Below are 17,630 nucleotides of genomic sequence, written 5' to 3' on the forward strand. Positions count from 1 at the left end.
ACGCGAGCTCCTGGCAGATGGAATGGCGTCGATAACCACCCATCTACCAGGAGCTCGCCCCGTTCAGGGCCACCACACGCCCGAAGATCCACATCCGTGACCAGCCCCGAGTTTCAAAATGCCCACTCAGGGTCGCTTGGCGCCGCGCCGACGAGCGGGAGGAAGCGCAGGTAGGCGCGGGCGCGCACTCGGCAAGCGGACACCGGGCCGCTCGCCTGCCCGGCTCTTCTCCGTTCGCACGTGCACATGGACACCGTCGAACGGTTTCGGCAGTGCATTGCCCGAGTCCGCCTGTCTCTGCCCTATTCTCTGTGTTATGGACATGCCCGACAGCGAGTGGGTTGAGGTGGAACCGCTTCCGCACGTCAATGGTGACGTGCGGTCCGTCCTCGACTCGGTGGCGTCGCTCAAGGCAGCGTGGGAAACCGTGGTGTCCCACAACACGGAGTCTTTTCGTGAGTCGCGTCGACGGGGCCTGCGCAGGCACGCTATCGAGACTGGCATCATCGAACGCCTCTACGACGTCGATTGGGGTGTCACGGAAGCATTGGTCGCTGAAGGAATCACCGCGGAAGCGGTCGCGCGCGCGAACTCCGGCGCTCTCGGCGAGGATGTACTGCAGACCATCAACTCCCAGTATGACGCCCTCCAGTTCTTGTCAGAGGTTGCCAGGGACAAGACCCGACTGACCACCTCACTGATCAAGCAGCTACACCATGCCTTCACCAGGACACAGCGGACCTACACGGCGACGGGACCGAACGGAATGCGGTTCGAGGCCACGCTGCTCCACGGTGAATGGAAGCAGCAGTCGAACCACGTCACTCGCCCGGATGGATCGAAGCTGGAATACACGCCTGCCGATCAGGTTCAGCCGCAGATGGATCGCTTGGTCGAATTGTACAACGAGATGGGTGATGAGGACCCGGTCGTGCGGTCGGCCTGGCTGCACCACCGGTTCGTTCGAATCCACCCGTTTCAAGACGGCAACGGCCGCGTCGCACGAGGTCTGACCCTGCTGACGTTGCTGTCCGCCAATCTCGCGCCACTGGTGGTCGATCGGCGCGAACGGGACCGGTACATCGAGTGCCTCGATCGTGCCAACGCGGGAGATCTCCGGCCGCTCGTGCGGTTCTTCGCCGAACTGGAGATCGTCGCGCTGCGCAGTGAACTGGAGCGCCCCGCGGTGGAGCGCGGCGGCGCTGGCTCAGGCGGCGCGCTGGCTGTTCTCGATGCACACATAGACCGCCTGCGGAACCTCCGCAACGAAAAGGGGGCGGGAGACCGGCGCGCGCGAATCGAGTCGCTGGCGAACAGTATCCACGGGCGAATCGGCTCGTGGCTGTCCGCATTCGGCGACCACGTACAAGAGCGCTATCGCGCGATCGACCCGTCTGCATCGGCCCTGACCACTTCAGTCGGCCCGCCCGACGACAAGGCGCGGTGGTGGCGACGCCAGGTCGTCACCACCGCCCGCAGTGTCGACTTCTACGTCAACCTCACCGATGGCGTGTGGTGGTCCCAACTGCGGCTCGACGTTCTGGGGCAACGACTCCGGTACCTCGTATTCCTCCAGAAAGTGGGCCACGGCGAATCAGGCGTGCTGACCCTCACGGTATATGCCGAGGTTGTCGAGAAAACCGGCGAAGATGGCCGTGACACCGCCGAGCAGATTGCCGTCTCAAGTCCCACGGAGAGCGTCACGTGGACTTATGTCGATTCGCTGGAAACGCAGTGGGAGCGGGTTGAGGAACTACTGGACGACAGTCTGGTGGTCGCGCTTGACAGGTTCTCGAATGGGCTTAGCTGACCGCGTGGGTCAGCGGCGTTCGACGGTGAAGCTGTAGCAGCCGCTGAGCACGTTCCTGGCGTGGATGAAGGTGATCTCGTCGACGGCGAGCAGTTCGGCGATGGCGGCGTCGAGGTCGTCGTCGGGCTCTACCAGGCGGGTGTGGTCGTAGGCGATGCGGTGGTCGGGGCCGTAGGGCCGCAGGATCTGGCGGCGGCCGCGGAACTGCGCGGGCAGCGCGTCGCGCGGGGCGGGGTCGCATGGGGTCGCGTGCACGACTATCGGGCCGGTCTCCGCGTACGCGCCGCGCCACGGGAAGGGGGACCAGGCCACGATCGCCACCTCGTCGCCGGGGGGCGAGTCGCGCAGGCAGCAGCGCAGCGGCCAACCGCCTGTATCGTCGGTGAACGGGTCCATGGGCAGGCCGAGGTGGTCGAGTTTGGTCGTCCAGAACTCGTCGAGCTGGTTGGTGGCCAAGCCGAAGTAGGTGGGCATACCGGCAATCATGCGAGCGAGCCAGCGGGAGTGCCGGCGGGAATCGGACCTCGCGTTCAGCCCGCGCAGGTCAGGTCGGCGGGCGGCAGCCGCAGGTCGACCAGGTAGCGGATGCCCGGTTCGTCCACGCAATCGTCGCCCTGGAGGAAGGCGGTGTGCTGGGTGGCCTGGTAGGTGAGCAGGCGGGCGCCGAGGGCCTTCGCCAGGTTCACTCCCGCCTCGTACGGGGTGGCCGGGTCGCCAGTGGTGGACACGACAAGCAGTTGCGGCACACCGGACACCGCGGGCTGGTGTGGCGCGCTGGTGTTGGGGACGGGCCAGAACGCGCAGGTGTCCAGTGCGGGCAGCGGCGGATCGGTGTCGGCCAGGAACGAGTCCTTGGTGGCCTCGGCGACCTGCCGGGTGACCTCGGCCAGCACGGCGCGGTCGGTGATCCGGGTGTCGTCCACGCACCGCACGGCGACCAGCGCGTCGATCGTGCCGGAGTACGCGCCGTCCTGGCCGCGGCCGAGGTAGGCGTCGGCGAGGCTCAGCATCAGGGCGCCGTCGCCGTCCGCGAGGTCGGCGAGCGCCTGGGTCAGCACCGGCCACACATCGTCGGAGTACAGCGCGGCTGCGATGCCGGTGGTCGCGTCGGACGCGGACAGCTTGCGGGCGCCGACCGGCAGCGGGGCGTCCTCCAGGCGCTTGATGAGCGACCGCAGGTCGTCTTCCCGCGCCACCGCACAGGTTCCCGCGCACGACGCGAGGTAGGCGTCGAGGGCCTTGTCGAAGCCCTGGGACTGGCCGATGGCCTGCTGCACCGGGTCCTGCAGCGGATCGACCGCGCCGTCGAGGACCATGGCGCGGACGTTGCCGGGGAACGCCTCCGCGTAGGCCGTGCCGATCCGGGTGCCGTAGGAGTAGCCGAGGTAGGTCAGCTTCTCCTCGCCGAGCGCCGAGCGCAGGACGTCCATGTCGCGCACCACGTCGCGGGTGCCGACGTTGGCCAGCACCTCGGGCCCGCCGCTGCGCGCGGCGCACTTCGCGGCGAAGTCCTGGTTCTCGGCCTCCACCTCGGCGACGGTGTCCTCGTCGGGTTCGAGCCGTTCGGCGTCCATCTCGGCGGCGGTGAGGCAGCGCAGGCGCGGCTCGCTCACCCCGATGCCGCGCGGGTCGAACCCGATCAGGTCGAACTTCTCACCCAGCTCGGTGCGCCCGGTCCGCGCGCCGATCGACACCGCGGCCGTCATGCCGGACACGCCGGGGCCGCCCGGGTTGAGCACCAGGGCACCGACGCGGGTGCCCCCGGCGGGCTTGCGGAGCACGCCGATGGTGATGGTGCGGCCGTCGGGCTTGGCGTAGTTCAGCGGCACCGTCAGCAGGGCGCAGCGCACGCCGCGCTCGGTGAAGGTGTCGCGGCTCTCGTCGTCGTGGGCGAGCGGGCGGCAGTCGCGCCAGGTGAGCGGTTGGGCGTAGAACCGGTCGAGGCCCGCGGGCACCGGGCCCCTGGGGCCGAGCCGTTCGGTGTCCCCGCCGACCGGTGTGCCGGGGACCTGTACGGTGCACGCGCTCAGCGCGGCCACCACGGACACGAGCATCAGCCGACGTCGGAGCACGTGATCAGTGTGTCAGCCGGGACAGCGGGTGCCGTCCGGGGGAAGCGTCAGCTCGGTCAGGTACGCGCCGCCCGCCTGATCGACGCACCTGACGCCCTGCAGGAACACCGTGTGCTGGGTGGCCTCGTAGGTGAGCAGCCTGCCGCCGAGGGCCTTGGCCAGCTCGACGCCCGCGTCGTACGGGGTGGCGGGGTCGCCGGTCGTGGAGATCACCAGGACCGGCGGGAGGCCCTGGACCGCGGGCACGTGCGGCCTGCCGGTGTTGGGGACCGGCCAGAACGCGCAGGCGTCCAGCGCGGCGGTCGCGGGCTCGCCGTCGTCGAGGAAGGGCGCGGCGGCCTTGTAGCGGCGCTGCACGTCCAGCACGACGGCCTTGTCGGTGACGCGGGGGTCGTCCACGCAGCGCACGGCGGTGAAGGCGTCCTGGGTGGTGGAGTACCGGCCGTCCTGACCGCGTTCGAGGTAGGCGTCGGCGAGCAGCATCAGGGTGCGGGCCCGGTTCTGCCGCAGCTCGTTGAGGCCGGTGTTCAGCGGCTCCCAGAGCTGCTCGGAGTACAGCGCCTGGATGACGCCGGTGCTGGCGTCCGAATAGGACAGTCGCCTGCCGTCGCCGGTCTCGATCGGGCGGGTGCCCAGCGGGCGGACCAGTTCGTGGAACGCGGCGAGCGCGCGGTCCGCGGCACGGCCGAGCGCGCAGTCCTGGCGCTGGACGCACCACGCCACGAAGTCGTCGAACGCCTGCTGGAAGCCCTCCGCCTGGGCCACCAACTCCGCCACGGCGTCCTGGTCGGGGTCCAGCGCGCCGTCGAGAACCATGGCGCGCACGTTGCCAGGGAACGTCTCGGCGTACACGGTGCCGATCCGGGTGCCGTAGGAGTAGCCGAGGTAGTTGAGCTTGTCGTCGCCGAGCGCGGAGCGCAGCACGTCGATGTCGCGGGCCACGTCGCGGGTGCCGATGTTGGCCAGCAGCGCGGCGCCCTTGCCCGAGCGCTCGGCGCACTTGGCGGCGTAGGCGCGCTGGTCGGCCTCGACCTTCGCGACGCCCGCCGCCGAGGTGTCCAACTCGTCGTCGTCGGCGCGCTCGGCGTCGCGTTCGGCGTCGGTCAGGCAGCGCACGGTCGGCTCGCTGGAGCCGACGCCGCGCGGGTCGAAGCCGACGAAGTCGAACCGCTCGCCGAGGGTGCCGACGTTCGCCAGGCGCGCGGCCGTGGCCAGGCCCGCCGCGCCGGGACCGCCCGGGTTGATGACGAGCGAGCCGATCCGGGCGTCGGGTTTCGTCGCGGGCTTGCGCAGGACGCCGATGGTGATGGTGTCGCCGTCGGGCTTGGCGTAGTCCAGCGGCACGGTGAGCCGGGTGCACTGGGCGCCCTTGGTGCGCAGAGTGCCGCCGTCTGCCTCGTTCTTGGCGTAGCCCGCGCAGTCTTCCCAGGTCAGGGCTTGGCCGTAGAACCGGTCGAGGCCGCCGGGCACGGGGCCCGCCGGGCCGTTGCGCTCGGATCTGGGCACCGGTGCCGGGGTGGCTGTGCAGGCCGCGCTGACCACGAGCAGCATGAGGACACAGGCAACCCGGGTGGACTTCCGCACCGAACCGATCCTGCCACCCGGATGGGGAACTCACCCGCCGTACTCCACCGTTAGGTGGCAGGGTCGAGAATTGCGGCACTGACGGACGAGGGAGAGGTGGCCGGAGACGTGGTTGCGTTTCTGACACGGGTCAAGGGCGGGTTCCAACGTCTGCTGGAACGGCCGTCGACCGTCGACCTCAAGAAGTACGGCGAGGTGCTGACCTCGATCGAATGGCGCGAGGAGAAGGCCGCCAAGCTCTCCGACGCGGAGCTGACCGAGGCCGCCGCCGCGTTGCGGGAGAAGGCCGCGAAGGGGCTCGACTCCCAGGGCATGGTCGAGCTGTGCGCGCTCGGCCGCGAGGCGGCGAACCGGACGCTGTCCGAACGGCCCTACGACATGCAGCTCGTCGGCGCCATGGAGCTGCTGCACGGGCGGGTCGTGGAGATGGGCACCGGCGAGGGCAAGACGCTCGCGGGCGCGCTGGCGGCCGCCGGGTACGCCATCCAGGGTCGGTCCGTGCACGTCATGTCGGTCAACGACTACCTCGCGCGCCGCGACGCCGAATGGATGGGCCCGGTGTACGCGCTGCTGGGGGTGTCGGTGGGCTGGGTCGACCAGGAGTCGACGCCCGAGGCCCGGCGCGAGGCGTACGGCAGGGACGTCACCTACGGCGCGGTCAGCGAGATCGGCTTCGACGTGCTGCGCGACCGGCTGTGTACCGACGAGGCCGAGCTGGTGCACCGGGAGCCCGACGTGGCGCTGGTCGACGAAGCCGACTCGGTGCTGGTCGACGAGGCCAAGGTGCCGCTGGTGATGGCGGGCTCGACCGACGACGCGCAGGGCGACCCCGAGGTCGCCGCGATCGTCCGCGCGCTGCGCCCCGGGCAGCACTACGAGCGCGACGAGGACAACCGCAACGCCTGGCTCACCAGCCGCGGCGCGAAGGTCGTGGAAACGGCGCTCGGCGACATCGACCTGTACTCCGGCGACCACAGCGACCGGCTGGCCGCGGTCAACGCCGCGCTGCACGCGCACGCCCTGCTCCAGCGCGACGTCGACTACATCGTGCGCGACGGCAAGGTCCACCTGATCAACACCTCGCGCGGCCGGATCGCGCTGCTGCAGCGCTGGCCGGACGGGCTGCAGGCCGCGGTCGAGGCCAAGGAGCGGCTGGACCCGACCGAGAGCGGCGAGGTGCTGGACTCGATCTCCGTGCAGGGCCTCATCGGCCGCTACCAGCGGGTCTGCGGCATGACGGGCACCGCGACGGCGGTCGCCGAGCAGCTGCGCGAGTTCTACGAGCTCAAGGTGTCGGTGATCCCGCCGAACAAGCCGTGCGTGCGCGAGGACGAGCCCGACCGGATCTACGACACGGTCGAGGCGAAGGAGAAGGCGCTGGTCGCCGAGATCGTCGCGCGGCACGAGCTGGGGCGGCCGATCCTGGTCGGCACGCTCGACGTGGCCGAGTCCGAGCGGATCGCCGACCGGCTGATCAAGGCGGGCGTGGTGAGCGTGGTGCTCAACGCCAAGAACGACGCCCAGGAGGCGGCCATCGTGGCCAACGCGGGCGAGTTCGGCGCGGTCACCGTGTCCACCCAGATGGCCGGGCGGGGCACCGACATCCGGCTCGGCGGCACGGGCGGCGACGATGCCGCCCACGACAAGGTGGCCGAGCTGGGCGGGCTGTACGTGATCGGCACCGGCCACTACGCCAGCAGCAGGCTCGACAACCAGCTCCGCGGCCGGTCGGGCCGCCAGGGCGACCCGGGCGGGTCGGTGGTGTTCGCGAGCCTGGCCGACGAGCTGGTGGCCCAGTACGCGCCGGACGCCGGGGCCGCGTCCGACCCGGACGACGACGGCCGGTACGACGACGTCACCGCGCAGCGTTTCCTCGACCACGCCCAGCGCGTCGCCGAGGGCGTGCACCTGGACATCCACCGCAACACCTGGCGCTACACCCGGCTCATCGAGCACCAGCGCGGGCTGGTCCTGGCCTTCCGCGACGACGTGCTGCGCAACGACCTGGCCGCCGAGCAGCTCTCCGAACGCAGCCCCGGGCGCTGGCTGAAGCTGGCCGAGGAGGTGGACGAGGAGGTGCTCAAGCGCGTCGCCCGGCAGGTCATGCTGTTCCACCTCGACCAGCGCTGGGCGCGGCACCTGGCGTTCCTCTCCGACGTGCGCGAGACCATTCACCTGCGCGCGCTGGCCCGCGAGACGCCGATCGACGAGTTCCACCGGGCGGCGATCGGCGAGTTCAAGGGCATCCTCAAGGAGGTCGCCGAGCAGGCGGTCGAGACGATGGAGACCGCGGAGATCACCGACGACGGGCTCGACCTGGACGCGGTCGGGCTGCGTCGGCCGACGTCGACCTGGACCTATCTGGTGCACGACAACCCGTTCGACTCCGACGCCGAGCAGGCGTTGCAGCGGGTCCGGGCGGCGATCCGCAAGGTGAAGGCGGCGAAGGCCTAGTCACATTTTCGCCTGCGGGGCGAAAACATGGTGGAGGATGTCGACATGCCCCAGCTACGCATCGCCCTCGCCCAGGTCAACCCCACCGTGGGCGACCTCGCGGGCAACGCCGACACGGTCGTCGAGTGGACCCGCAAGGCCGTGGAGGCCGGGGCGAACCTGGTTGTCTTCCCGGAGATGGTGCTCACCGGCTACCCGGTAGAGGACTTGGCCATGCGCGGCTCGTTCGGGCACGCGTCGCGCGCCGCGCTGGACGCGCTGGCGGCGCGGCTCGGCGAGGCCGGCTGCGGCGAGGTGCCGGTGTGGGCGGGGTACCTCGACCTGGACGAGGTCGGCCCCCGCAACGCGGCCGCGGTGCTGCACGGCGGGGCGGTGGTGGCCCGGCAGTTCAAGCACCACCTGCCCAACTACGGCGTCTTCGACGAGCGGCGCTACTTCAAGGCGGGCACCACGCTGGACATCGTGCGGGTGCACGGCCTGGAGATCGGCATGGTCATCTGCGAGGACATCTGGCAGGAGGGCGGCCCGATCGCGGCACTCGGCCGGGCCGGGGTCGACCTGGTGGTCGCGCCGAACGCCTCGCCCTACGAGCGCGCCAAGGACGACGCCCGGCTGCCGCTGGTCGCCCGGCGGGCCCGCGAGGCCGGGGCGCCGCTGGTGTACGTCAACCAGGTCGGCGGCCAGGACGACCTGGTGTTCGACGGCGACTCGATGGTCGTGGCCACCGACGGGACGCTGCTGGCGCGGGCGCCGCAGTTCGTCGAGCACCTGATGCTGGTCGACCTGGACCTGCCCGGCGGCGCGGCGCGGATGGACGTCGAGGTGGCCGACGACTTCGCGGTACGGCGCGTCGTGGTGTCCACGGCACTCGTGGCCGGGTACGAGCCCGCGGTCTGCCCCACGGTCGCCGAGCCGCTGCCGGAGGCCGCCGAGGTGTGGTCGGCGCTGGTCACGGGCCTGCGGGACTACGCGCAGAAGAACGGGTTCCGCTCGGTGGTGCTCGGCCTGTCGGGCGGCATCGACTCGGCGGTGTGCGCGGCGCTGTCGGTCGACGCGCTGGGGGCGGACGCGGTGTACGGGGTGTCGATGCCGTCGGTGTACTCGTCGGCGCACTCCCGCTCCGACGCCGCCGACCTGGCCGAGCGAACCGGGCTGCACTACGCGGAGCAGCCGATCGCGGACCTGGTCGAGGTGTTCGTGCGCCAACTCGGGCTGACCGGGCTGGCCGAGGAGAACGTCCAGGCGCGCTGCCGGGGCGTCACGCTGATGGGCCTGTCCAACCAGCACGGACACCTGGTCCTGGCCACCGGCAACAAGACAGAGCTGGCTGTCGGCTACTCGACTATCTACGGCGACGCGGTGGGCGGGTTCGCGCCGATCAAGGACGTGCCCAAGACGCTGGTCTGGGAGCTGGCCCGCTGGCGCAACGCCGAGGCCGAGAAGCGCGGCGAGGTGCCGCCGATCCCGGAGAACTCCATCGAGAAGCCGCCATCGGCCGAGTTGCGCCCGGGTCAGCTGGACAGCGACTCACTGCCGGACTACGAACTCCTCGACGCCGTCCTTGACGACTACGTCGAGGGCGACCGCGGCTACGACGACCTGGTCGCGGCCGGGTTCGCCCCGGAGCTGATCGACCGCGTGCTGCGGATGGTGGACCGCGCGGAGTACAAGCGGCGCCAGTACCCGCCGGGCACCAAGATCAGCTTCAAGGCGTTCGGCCGCGACCGCCGCCTCCCCATCACCAATGCGTGGCGGGAAGGCGGCCGCTAGCCGACGGTCAGCCCGGGGTGAACCAGGGCGAGGTCTCCACCGCACTGCACACGGGTGCCAGCGGCGCGTCGTCACCGCCGGGGACCACGTCCACCCAGTCGGTGTCCCCTGGCAGTTGGACCTTGACGAAGCCCACCTCGGCATGGCAGTCGCCGGGCAACTCGCCCTCGGCTGACGCGCTCTGGTATTCGATCGACATGACTCCGGGAGCGTCGGCGGTCAGTGTGAAGGCCGGATAGGGCGCGCCGTCACTGTCGCCGACCTGGTTGAACTCGATCGGGTCATCGCCGAAGGTGAACAGGGCGAGTTCACTCGCCCCCACCAACGTGCAGGGCGTCGACCCGACCGGTTCGACGACGATGGTGGTGTAGTAGCGGAATTGCTCGGTGCTCTCGCCCTGGGTGACCTTGGCCTGGACGTCCCCCGCCCGGCACTTCCGCGCGGCGGTGTCCGCGGGCTTCGGGTTCGGCTTGGGCTTCGCCGCGGTGCTGGGCTTCGCGGACTCCGACTGGGCCGGACTCGCGGGTGGCGTGCTGGTGGGGTTCGCCGGTCCGCCTGAGGCGGCCAGCTCCGCGCATCCGGCCAGACCGAAGACCGCCAGGGCGGCCACGAGGCCCGCACCGGCGCGGCGACTGCGGTTCATCAACTGTGCTCCTTGTCCGTGTGGAACCTGATCGCTGGAATGGACGACCGGCCGCCGGTGCCGTTGGCCGCGGCTGCACACTTGGACAACACCGCTGCACGAACGATGCGGGCCCGGAACGCGGACCTCAGCCGACGCGGGCGGCCGGAACCTGGTTCCATGACGTGGAGTCAACGGTGCTGTTCACCGAGCGTTCGGGGGGTTTGCGGTCCATGGTCACCGTCGCCATCGACTTCGGCACGTCGCACAGCGTCGCGGTCGTGTCCTGGCCGGGCCGCGACGGCGAGCTGGTGACCGTCGACGGCGCGCCGTGGCAGCCGTCCGCGGTGTTCGCCGAGCGCGACGGCAGGCTGATCACCGGCCGCGACGCGCTCCGGCTCGGCGCGGCCGAGCCAGCCCGGCTGGAGCCGAACCCGAAGGCCCGCATAGACGACGGCGAGATCCTGCTCGGCGACACCGTGGTGCCGGTGGCCGCGGCCGTGCGGGCGGTGCTGGCCGAGCTGGTCGCCCATGCCTGCCGGGCCGCGCCCGGCACGGTCCAGCATCTCGTGCTCACCCACCCCGCGGACTGGGGCGCGAACCGCCTCGGCACGCTGCTGGCCGCCGCGCGGGGCCTCGCGCCCCGGGTGTCCGCGGTGCCCGAGCCGGTCGCCGCGGCCGCGTGGTTCAGCAGGCACGACGCCCTCGCCGACGGACAGTCGGTCGCGGTGCTCGACTTCGGCGGCGGCACCTGCGACACCGCCGTCGTGCGGCGCGACCCCGGCGGGCTCACCGTGCTGGCGTGCGCGGGCCTGCCCGATCTCGGCGGCCGCGACCTCGATCAGCTCCTGGTCGAGCACGCCGAGCGGACGGTGCCCGGGCTCGCCGAGCGGCTCGGCGCGGGCACGGTCGAGCTGATCAGGTTCCACGAAGATGTCCGCAACGCCAAGGAACTGCTGTCCCGGCACCCACAGGCCGAGATCGCGCTGCCGCACGGCCTGCCCGACCTGCTGATCACCCGGGAGGAGTTCACCGGGCTGGTCTCCGCCGACATCATCCGCGCGGTCGGGCTGCTCGACGACACGGTCCGGCGCAGCGGCAGGCGGCTCGCGGACCTGGCCGCGGTGCAGCTTGTCGGCGGGTCGAGCCGAGTCCCGCTGATCGGGCACCTGCTGGCGGGCATGGCACCGGGCAAGGCGCGGCTCGACGACCAGCCGGAGGCGGTGGTCGCCCTCGGCGCGAGCACCCTGCTGTCCCAGCGGCAGCCGGCGCCCGCATCCCCTGTGCTGTCCCCCCAGCAACCGAGCCAACCCGCACCCACCGCGCCGTCCCAAGGGCAGCCGAACCAACCCGCACCCCCTGTGCTGTCCCACAGGCAACCGGACCAGCTGGCGCCCGCCGCGCCGTCCCCGACGCGTGACCGCGGGCCGCTGCTGGCCCTGGCCGCGGCGGCGGTGCTGCTCGTGGCCACGGTCGGCACCGGGTTCGCGATCGACGCGCGGTCGGCGCCGGGGACGGCCTCGGCCGACCCCGCCGCCGAGGCGCTGCGGCTGCCCCCACCGCCCCGGGGCGAGGAGATCGCCACCGCCGGGACCAGCACCGACGGGCTGACCAGGGCGGCCATCGGCGCGCCGGTCGAACTGGTGCTCGGCGGCAAGAAGGTGACCTGGACGGTCAACTCGTTCACCGACAACGCCGACGACCGGTTCCGCGGGCTGGGCAACAACATCGTGGCCGACACCCTGCGCTGGGTGTTGGTCGACACCACGATCACGCTGGCCGACGGCGGCGAGGCGCCGTACTTCACCAACAACGTGTTCCTGGTGGACGACCGCGGCCTGATGATCGGCTGGGCCTCGGACGCCACCCTGCCCGCCGACTGCCCGCTTCAGCAGCCCGCCCTCGCGCAGCCCGGTTCCACGCTGCGCCAGTGCTTCGGGTTCCTGATCCGCAAGACGGTCCCGATCGCCGCGGTGGCGCTGGCCAGCACGCACCCCGTGCGGCCGAACGAGCCGCAGGCGGGGGCGCTGGTCCCGGTAACCGGCGCCCGCACCACGGGTGACGCCCGTCCAGTGGGGCAGGTGTACCCGCTCGGCACCCCGCGCGCGCTCACCGTCCGCGGCACCGAGGTTCGCGTCGCGCCGGTCGACCTGGTGGGGACGCCGTCGGCGTACTTCGACGCCGCGCCGATGCGGCTCGGCGGCAGCAAGGGGCTGCTGCTGCGGGTCGCGGTGCGCACGATGGGACCGGTCCGGCTGCGCGACGTGGCCGAGGCTGTCGGGCTCGGGGACGACCGCGGGCAGTCGGTGCGCTGGTACCTCATGGTCGCCGGACACGGCTGCGTGACCGAGACGATCGGCGGCGCGAGCGCCACGATCGACGGCGAGGCCACGCTCTGCCTGTTCGCCGTGGTGCCGACCGGGACGGTGCTGCGGTACGCCACCGTGTTCGACCAGAAGACCGAACGGCCGGTCGTCTGGCGACTACCGTGACCGTGGTGCCGACAGTCGACTTCGGCCCCGCGCGTCAGCGCACCCGCGCGCGGATGCCGTCGACCACGGCGTAGCCGGCGTGTAGTCGGCGGTAAGCACAATCCCCACACGCGGCGTCCGCCCAACCTGCCCGCAACCCGGTCGCGGTCCGGTTTGGTCAGTGGACGGGCGGTGACCTCGGTGAACAGCCGCGCGGACACCCGCTCGGCGAGCCGGACCCGCAGGCGTTCCAGCCCGCTTCCCCAGTCGCTGCGCACGACCACTTGTCTACCCGAGCCCGGAGGGTGTTTCGGCTGTCGCGCCGGTCTCGTGTGAGCCTCGTCGCACGCGGGTCGCCGTGGGGTGGGTGCGGTGTCACGCTTTGCGGGTAAGCCATCCGCACATACCCGGAGACCCGCGACGATGCGGGCTTCGAGGGAAGGACGGTCGACAGCGATGTCCCCTGAGCCGAATTCCGAAGTTGCCGCCCCCTACGGCACGGGTGCCGCCACGCAAGGCCAGCAGCCTGCGAAGCGAGTCCGCATCCACCACCTGCAGCAGCTCAAGGACCGCGGCGAGCCGTGGCCCATGCTCACCGCCTACGACATGTACACCGCCGAACTCTTCGACGAGGCGGGTATCCCGGTGCTGCTCGTCGGCGATTCCGCCGCCAACAACGTCTACGGCTACGAGACCTCGCTGCCGGTCACCGTGGACGAACTGATTCCGCTGGTCGCGGCAGTGGCCCGGTCCGTAAAGCGGTCACTGGTGCTCGCCGACCTGCCGTTCGGCTCCTACCAGCTCTCCCCCGAGCAGGCACTGGGCACAGCGGTGCGGTTCATGAAGGAGGGCCGCGCGCACGCGGTGAAGCTGGAGGGCGGCAAGACGTTCGCGCCGCACGTCCAGGCGATCACCAACGCGGGCATCCCGGTCATGGGCCACATCGGCTTCACCCCGCAGAGCGAACACAACCTGGGCGGCTACCGAGTCCAGGGCCGCGGCGACGCGGGCGACGACATCGTCGCCGACGCGCTGGCCCTGCAGGACGCGGGCGCGTTCGCGGTGGTCATGGAGATGGTGCCCGCGGAGGTGGCCAAGCGGGTCACGCACGAGCTGCGGATCCCCACGGTCGGCATCGGCGCGGGCCCGGACTGCGACGCGCAGGTGCTGGTGTGGCAGGACATGGCAGGCATGCGCCGCGCCAAGGCACCGCGCTTTGTCAAGCGCTACGCCGATATGGCGAGCGTCCTGCTCGGTGCGGCGGAACAATTCGCCGCCGATGTCCGGGGCCGCGAATTCCCGGCCCCGGAACACGCCTTCCACTGAAATCGGGTTACCGCACGGCCGCGCCTCGCTCAGGCGCGGCCGTGCGGCGTGCGCCAGGCGTCCGGGTCGGGTCCGAATGCGACGATTCCGGTCGGGTTTATCTGATGGTGGGTGCCGTAGTAGTGCCGTTTGATGTGGTCGAAATCAACCGTGTCGCCGAAGCCGGGGGTCTGGAACAGGTCGCGCGCGTACGCCCACAGCACCGGTAGCTCGGCGAGTTTGTGCCGGTTGCATTTGAAATGGCCGTGATAAACCGCGTCGAAACGGACCAGGGTGGTGAAGAGGCGGATGTCGACCTCGGTGATCCGGTCGCCGACCAGATAACGGGTGGTCTCCAGGCGGGCGGACAGTCGGTCCAATTCGGCGAACAGTGCCCGGAACGCGTCCTCATAGGCCGCCTGCGTGGTGGCGAACCCGGCCCGGTAGACGCCGTTGTTGACGTGGTGGAAGATCGGCTCGATGGCGGCGTCGATCTCCGGGCGCAGGTGTGGCGGGTAGAGGTCCGGCGCGCCGGGGGCGTGGAATTCGCGCCATTCGGTGCTCAGGTCGAGGGTGATTCGCGGGTAGTCGTTGGTGACGACGTGGCCGGTATGGGTGTCGACAAGCGCGGGCACGGTGACGCGACCCCGGTAGTCCGGGTCGGTGCCGAGGTACGCCTCGGACAGGAAACCTATGCCCAGCACGGGATCGCGGCCGTCGGGGTCGAGGGTGAACCGCCAACCGGTGTCGTCGCGGAGGGGGTCGACGACGCCGAGCGAGATTACGTCCACCAGACCGAGGAGCCTGCGGACGATGACCGCGCGGTGCGCCCACGGGCACGCGAGGCTGACGACGAGCCGATAGCGGCCCGGCTCCGGGCGCCTGCCCGACGACCCGTCCGCGGTGACGCGATCGGTGAACCGGTTGGGCTGGCGCACGAACTCGCCGCGCCCGGAGGTCTCCTTGCCGAACTGCGCGATCGCCATCTCCCGATCCTAGGTTTAGTGCAGCATGGGCGCATGGCTGCCCTGTACCCCCCGATCGAGCCGCACGAGCACGGTTTCCTCGATGTCGGCGCGAGCCACCGGGTGTACTGGGAGATCAGCGGAAACCCGGTGGGCAAGCCGGTCGTGGTGCTGCACGGCGGGCCTGGCGCGGGCACGAGTCCGGTGCAGCGCAGGCACTTCGACCCGACGGCGTACCGGATCGTGCTGTTCGACCAGCGTGGCTCGGGGCGGAGCACGCCGCACGTGAGCGACCCGGACGCGGACCTGTCGGCCAACACGACGTGGCACCTCGTCGCCGACATGGAGCGGCTGCGCGAGCACCTCCGCATCGATCGCTGGCAGCTCTTCGGCGGATCGTGGGGCTGCACGCTGGCGCTGGCCTACGCGCAATCGCACCCGGCGCGGGTCAGCGAGATCATCCTGCGCGGGGTGTTCCTGCTGCGCCCGAGCGAGCTGGACTGGCTCTACCGCGGCGGCGCGGGCGCGCTGTTCCCCGAGGCGTGGGCGGATTTCCGCGCACTGGTGCCCGACGGCGCCGACCCGCTGGCGGCCTATCAGGAGTTGATCACCGGGCCGGACCAGGACGCTCGGGCCGCGGCCGCGCTCGCCTGGAGCACCTGGGAGGGCGCGGCGGTGTCGCTGCTGCCGCACCCGGGGCTGGTGGCGCAGTACGCGTCGCCGGGGTTCGCGGTGCCGTTCGCCCGGATCGCGCTGCACTACTTCACCCACGCGGGCTGGCTCGAAGACGACCAGCTCCTGCGCGACGCGGGCAGGTTGGCGGGTATCCCGGGCCGGATCGTGCAGGGCCGCTACGACATCGTGTGCCCGCCCGCGACGGCGTGGGCGCTGCGCCAGGTGTGGCCGGACTCCCGGCTGGCCATCCTGCCCAGCGCGGGCCACGCCGCCTCGGACCCGGGCATCCTGGAGACCCTGCGCGAGGCGACGGACGAATTCGCCCGCTAGCCGGAGTCCCGTGGACCATCCGGCGGTAGCGTTTCGTCGCCCACCGTAAGTAACCTACTACTGTTGTAGTTAGGCGATTTTCCACCGAAACCCCAGCTTTCCCACCCCGCGGCCAGCGGGCCATTCGGCGTGCGCGAAAGCCGTCTTAATCACGTCACCCTGCACGCTTGCGAAGGGATCGACCATGAATCGCAGAATCGCGACCCGGTTCGCCGGGGCGCTGCTCCTCGCCGTCGGGCTCACGGTGCCCGCCGCGCAGCAGGCCGCCGCCGACCGCCCGGCGACACCCGAGACGGGACCGAAGGTCACCGTCGCCCTGTCCGCGGCCATGCAGCGCGACCTGCACCTGACCGCCGAGCAGGTGCAGGCCCGCCTCGCCCAGGAAGCCGAGGCCACCAGCGCCGAGGAGACGGCACGCAAGCAGCTCGGCGACGCCTACGCGGGCACCTGGTTCGACGCCACCAGCGGCAGCCTGGTGGTCCAGACCACGGATTCCGGCACAGCGTCGGCCCTGCGGTCCAGCGGCACCAAGATCGCCACCGTGCCGCACAGCGCGGCCGCCCTCGACAGTGTCAAGAGCCGGATCGACGCCCTGGCAGGGAAAAAGGCCCCCGCCGCGATCAACGGCTGGTACGTCGACGTCCGCACGAACAGCGTCGTCGTGACGGTGAACCGAACCAAGCTCGACGCCGCCGCTAAGTCCTTTGTGGACAGCGTGACCGCCATGCACGGCTCGGTGCGCGTGGTCGAGGAGACGCACTCGCCCAAACCGCTGGCCGACATCGTCGGCGCGTACCCGTACTACATCAACGGCGCGGGCCGGTGCTCGATCGGCTTCACCGTCACCACCGGTTTCGTCACCGCGGGCCACTGCGGCACCCCCGGCTCGTCGGCCACCGACGGCGGCGGCGCGCTGCTGGGCTACTTCCAGGGTTCGAGCTTCCCCGGCAACGACTACGCCTACGTCGGCGCGGTCGGCGGCGTGAACCTCTACGGCTACGTGTACGGCTACAACGGTTACTACTACTACGTTCGCGGCTCCAATGAGGTCCCGGTGGGTGCCTCGATCTGCCGCTCCGGGTCCACCACCGGCATGTGGTGCGGCACCGTGCAGGCGAAGAACCAGACGGTGAACTACCCGCAGGGCACCGTCTACGGCCTCACCCGCACCAACGTCTGCGCCGAACCGGGCGACTCCGGCGGTTCATGGCTCAGCGCCAACCAGGCCCAGGGCGTGACCTCCGGCGGCTCGGGCAACTGCAGCTTCGGTGGAACGACCTTCTTCCAGCCGGTGAAACCGATCCTGTCGCGGTACGGCCTGACCCTCGTCCTCACCTGACCCATCCATCCGGCGGCGCCCCGCATCCCTGAACAAGGGTGCGGGGCGCCGTTCGTACGTCCGAAGGGTGGAGTCCGAATGTGGATGAACGGCGCCACGGGCTGTGACGGGTGTCGTATCCTCGGTTACGCAGCTCAGGAGTCAGGACACTTGGGGGACACGGTGACTTCGGCGTTTCAGAGTATCGGCTCGGCACTGGGCGACATCGTCGCCAGCGGACCGATGGGCGCACC

General features: G+C 71.0%; 12 protein-coding genes. 7 read left to right on the top strand and 5 right to left on the bottom strand.

Annotated features, from left to right (window positions below; genetic code table 11):
• Positions 1-316: 316 nt before the first annotated feature.
• Positions 317-1,810, top strand: a complete 1,494-nt coding sequence (locus ACT4N7_RS27060; protein WP_444831690.1) for a Fic family protein — start codon at positions 317-319, stop codon at positions 1,808-1,810.
• A 9-nt stretch (positions 1,811-1,819) separates the two neighbouring features.
• Here ACT4N7_RS27060 and ACT4N7_RS27065 read toward each other — a convergent pair whose 3' ends face one another.
• From ACT4N7_RS27065 to ACT4N7_RS27075, 3 genes are read right to left on the bottom strand one after another with little or no spacing between them, the layout of a single operon-like run.
• The gene (locus ACT4N7_RS27065; RefSeq protein WP_444831691.1) at positions 1,820-2,284 is read right to left on the bottom strand and encodes a DUF1203 domain-containing protein; all 465 of its coding nucleotides are present in this window, start codon (positions 2,282-2,284) and stop codon (positions 1,820-1,822) included.
• A 56-nt stretch (positions 2,285-2,340) separates the two neighbouring features.
• A complete protein-coding gene (locus tag ACT4N7_RS27070; protein WP_444831692.1) occupies positions 2,341-3,882 on the bottom strand; it encodes an alpha/beta hydrolase in 1,542 nt (513 codons plus the stop codon).
• A 12-nt stretch (positions 3,883-3,894) separates the two neighbouring features.
• Positions 3,895-5,433, bottom strand: a complete 1,539-nt coding sequence (locus tag ACT4N7_RS27075; protein ID WP_444831701.1) for an alpha/beta hydrolase — start codon at positions 5,431-5,433, stop codon at positions 3,895-3,897.
• Positions 5,434-5,574: 141 nt separating this feature from the next.
• Here ACT4N7_RS27075 and secA2 point away from each other — a divergent pair, with 141 nt between their 5' ends.
• Together secA2 and ACT4N7_RS27085 are read left to right on the top strand one after the other, a co-directional pair.
• Positions 5,575-7,920, top strand: coding sequence for an accessory Sec system translocase SecA2 (gene secA2, locus ACT4N7_RS27080; RefSeq protein ID WP_444831693.1), 2,346 nt, complete (start codon positions 5,575-5,577; stop codon positions 7,918-7,920).
• A gap of 45 nt (positions 7,921-7,965) precedes the next feature.
• A complete protein-coding gene (locus ACT4N7_RS27085; protein ID WP_444831694.1) occupies positions 7,966-9,690 on the top strand; it encodes an NAD+ synthase in 1,725 nt (574 codons plus the stop codon).
• A 7-nt stretch (positions 9,691-9,697) separates the two neighbouring features.
• On the opposite strand, the gene ACT4N7_RS27090 is transcribed toward ACT4N7_RS27085, so the two are convergent.
• Entirely contained in the window at positions 9,698-10,333 is a 636-nt protein-coding gene (locus ACT4N7_RS27090; protein ID WP_444831695.1) for a hypothetical protein, read from the bottom strand.
• A gap of 176 nt (positions 10,334-10,509) precedes the next feature.
• Here ACT4N7_RS27090 and ACT4N7_RS27095 point away from each other — a divergent pair, with 176 nt between their 5' ends.
• Positions 10,510-12,804, top strand: a complete 2,295-nt coding sequence (locus ACT4N7_RS27095) for an Hsp70 family protein (protein WP_444831696.1) — start codon at positions 10,510-10,512, stop codon at positions 12,802-12,804.
• Between the two features lie 435 nt (positions 12,805-13,239).
• Positions 13,240-14,109 (top strand): 3-methyl-2-oxobutanoate hydroxymethyltransferase, encoded by an 870-nt coding sequence (gene panB / locus ACT4N7_RS27100; protein WP_444831697.1) that lies wholly within the window; start codon positions 13,240-13,242, stop codon positions 14,107-14,109.
• A gap of 29 nt (positions 14,110-14,138) precedes the next feature.
• Here the strand turns inward: panB and ACT4N7_RS27105 are convergent, their stop codons facing one another.
• Positions 14,139-15,074, bottom strand: coding sequence for a glutathione S-transferase family protein (locus ACT4N7_RS27105; RefSeq protein WP_444831698.1), 936 nt, complete (start codon positions 15,072-15,074; stop codon positions 14,139-14,141).
• A 33-nt stretch (positions 15,075-15,107) separates the two neighbouring features.
• On the opposite strand from ACT4N7_RS27105, the gene pip reads away from it, so the two are divergent.
• Both pip and ACT4N7_RS27115 read left to right on the top strand, forming a co-directional pair.
• Positions 15,108-16,058, top strand: coding sequence for a prolyl aminopeptidase (pip, locus tag ACT4N7_RS27110; RefSeq protein ID WP_444831699.1), 951 nt, complete (start codon positions 15,108-15,110; stop codon positions 16,056-16,058).
• A gap of 184 nt (positions 16,059-16,242) precedes the next feature.
• Entirely contained in the window at positions 16,243-17,397 is a 1,155-nt protein-coding gene (locus ACT4N7_RS27115) for a S1 family peptidase (protein WP_444831700.1), read from the top strand.
• Positions 17,398-17,630 lie beyond the last annotated feature (233 nt).

Source organism: Actinokineospora sp., from assembly GCF_052390155.1.
Classification (GTDB): Bacteria; Actinomycetota; Actinomycetes; order Mycobacteriales; family Pseudonocardiaceae; genus Actinokineospora.

Bases quoted from the DNA above. Each gene is read 5' to 3' on its own strand.
- ACT4N7_RS27060 (WP_444831690.1), top strand. From the start codon at position 317: ATGGACATGCCCGACAGCGAGTGGGTTGAGGTGGAACCGCTTCCGCAC.
- ACT4N7_RS27065 (WP_444831691.1), bottom strand. From the start codon at position 2,284: ATGCCCACCTACTTCGGCTTGGCCACCAACCAGCTCGACGAGTTCTGG.
- ACT4N7_RS27075 (WP_444831701.1), bottom strand. From the start codon at position 5,433: ATGCTGCTCGTGGTCAGCGCGGCCTGCACAGCCACCCCGGCACCGGTG.
- ACT4N7_RS27085 (WP_444831694.1), top strand. From the start codon at position 7,966: ATGCCCCAGCTACGCATCGCCCTCGCCCAGGTCAACCCCACCGTGGGC.
- ACT4N7_RS27090 (WP_444831695.1), bottom strand. From the start codon at position 10,333: ATGAACCGCAGTCGCCGCGCCGGTGCGGGCCTCGTGGCCGCCCTGGCG.
- panB (WP_444831697.1), top strand. From the start codon at position 13,240: ATGTCCCCTGAGCCGAATTCCGAAGTTGCCGCCCCCTACGGCACGGGT.
- ACT4N7_RS27105 (WP_444831698.1), bottom strand. From the start codon at position 15,074: ATGGCGATCGCGCAGTTCGGCAAGGAGACCTCCGGGCGCGGCGAGTTC.
- pip (WP_444831699.1), top strand. From the start codon at position 15,108: ATGGCTGCCCTGTACCCCCCGATCGAGCCGCACGAGCACGGTTTCCTC.
- ACT4N7_RS27115 (WP_444831700.1), top strand. From the start codon at position 16,243: ATGAATCGCAGAATCGCGACCCGGTTCGCCGGGGCGCTGCTCCTCGCC.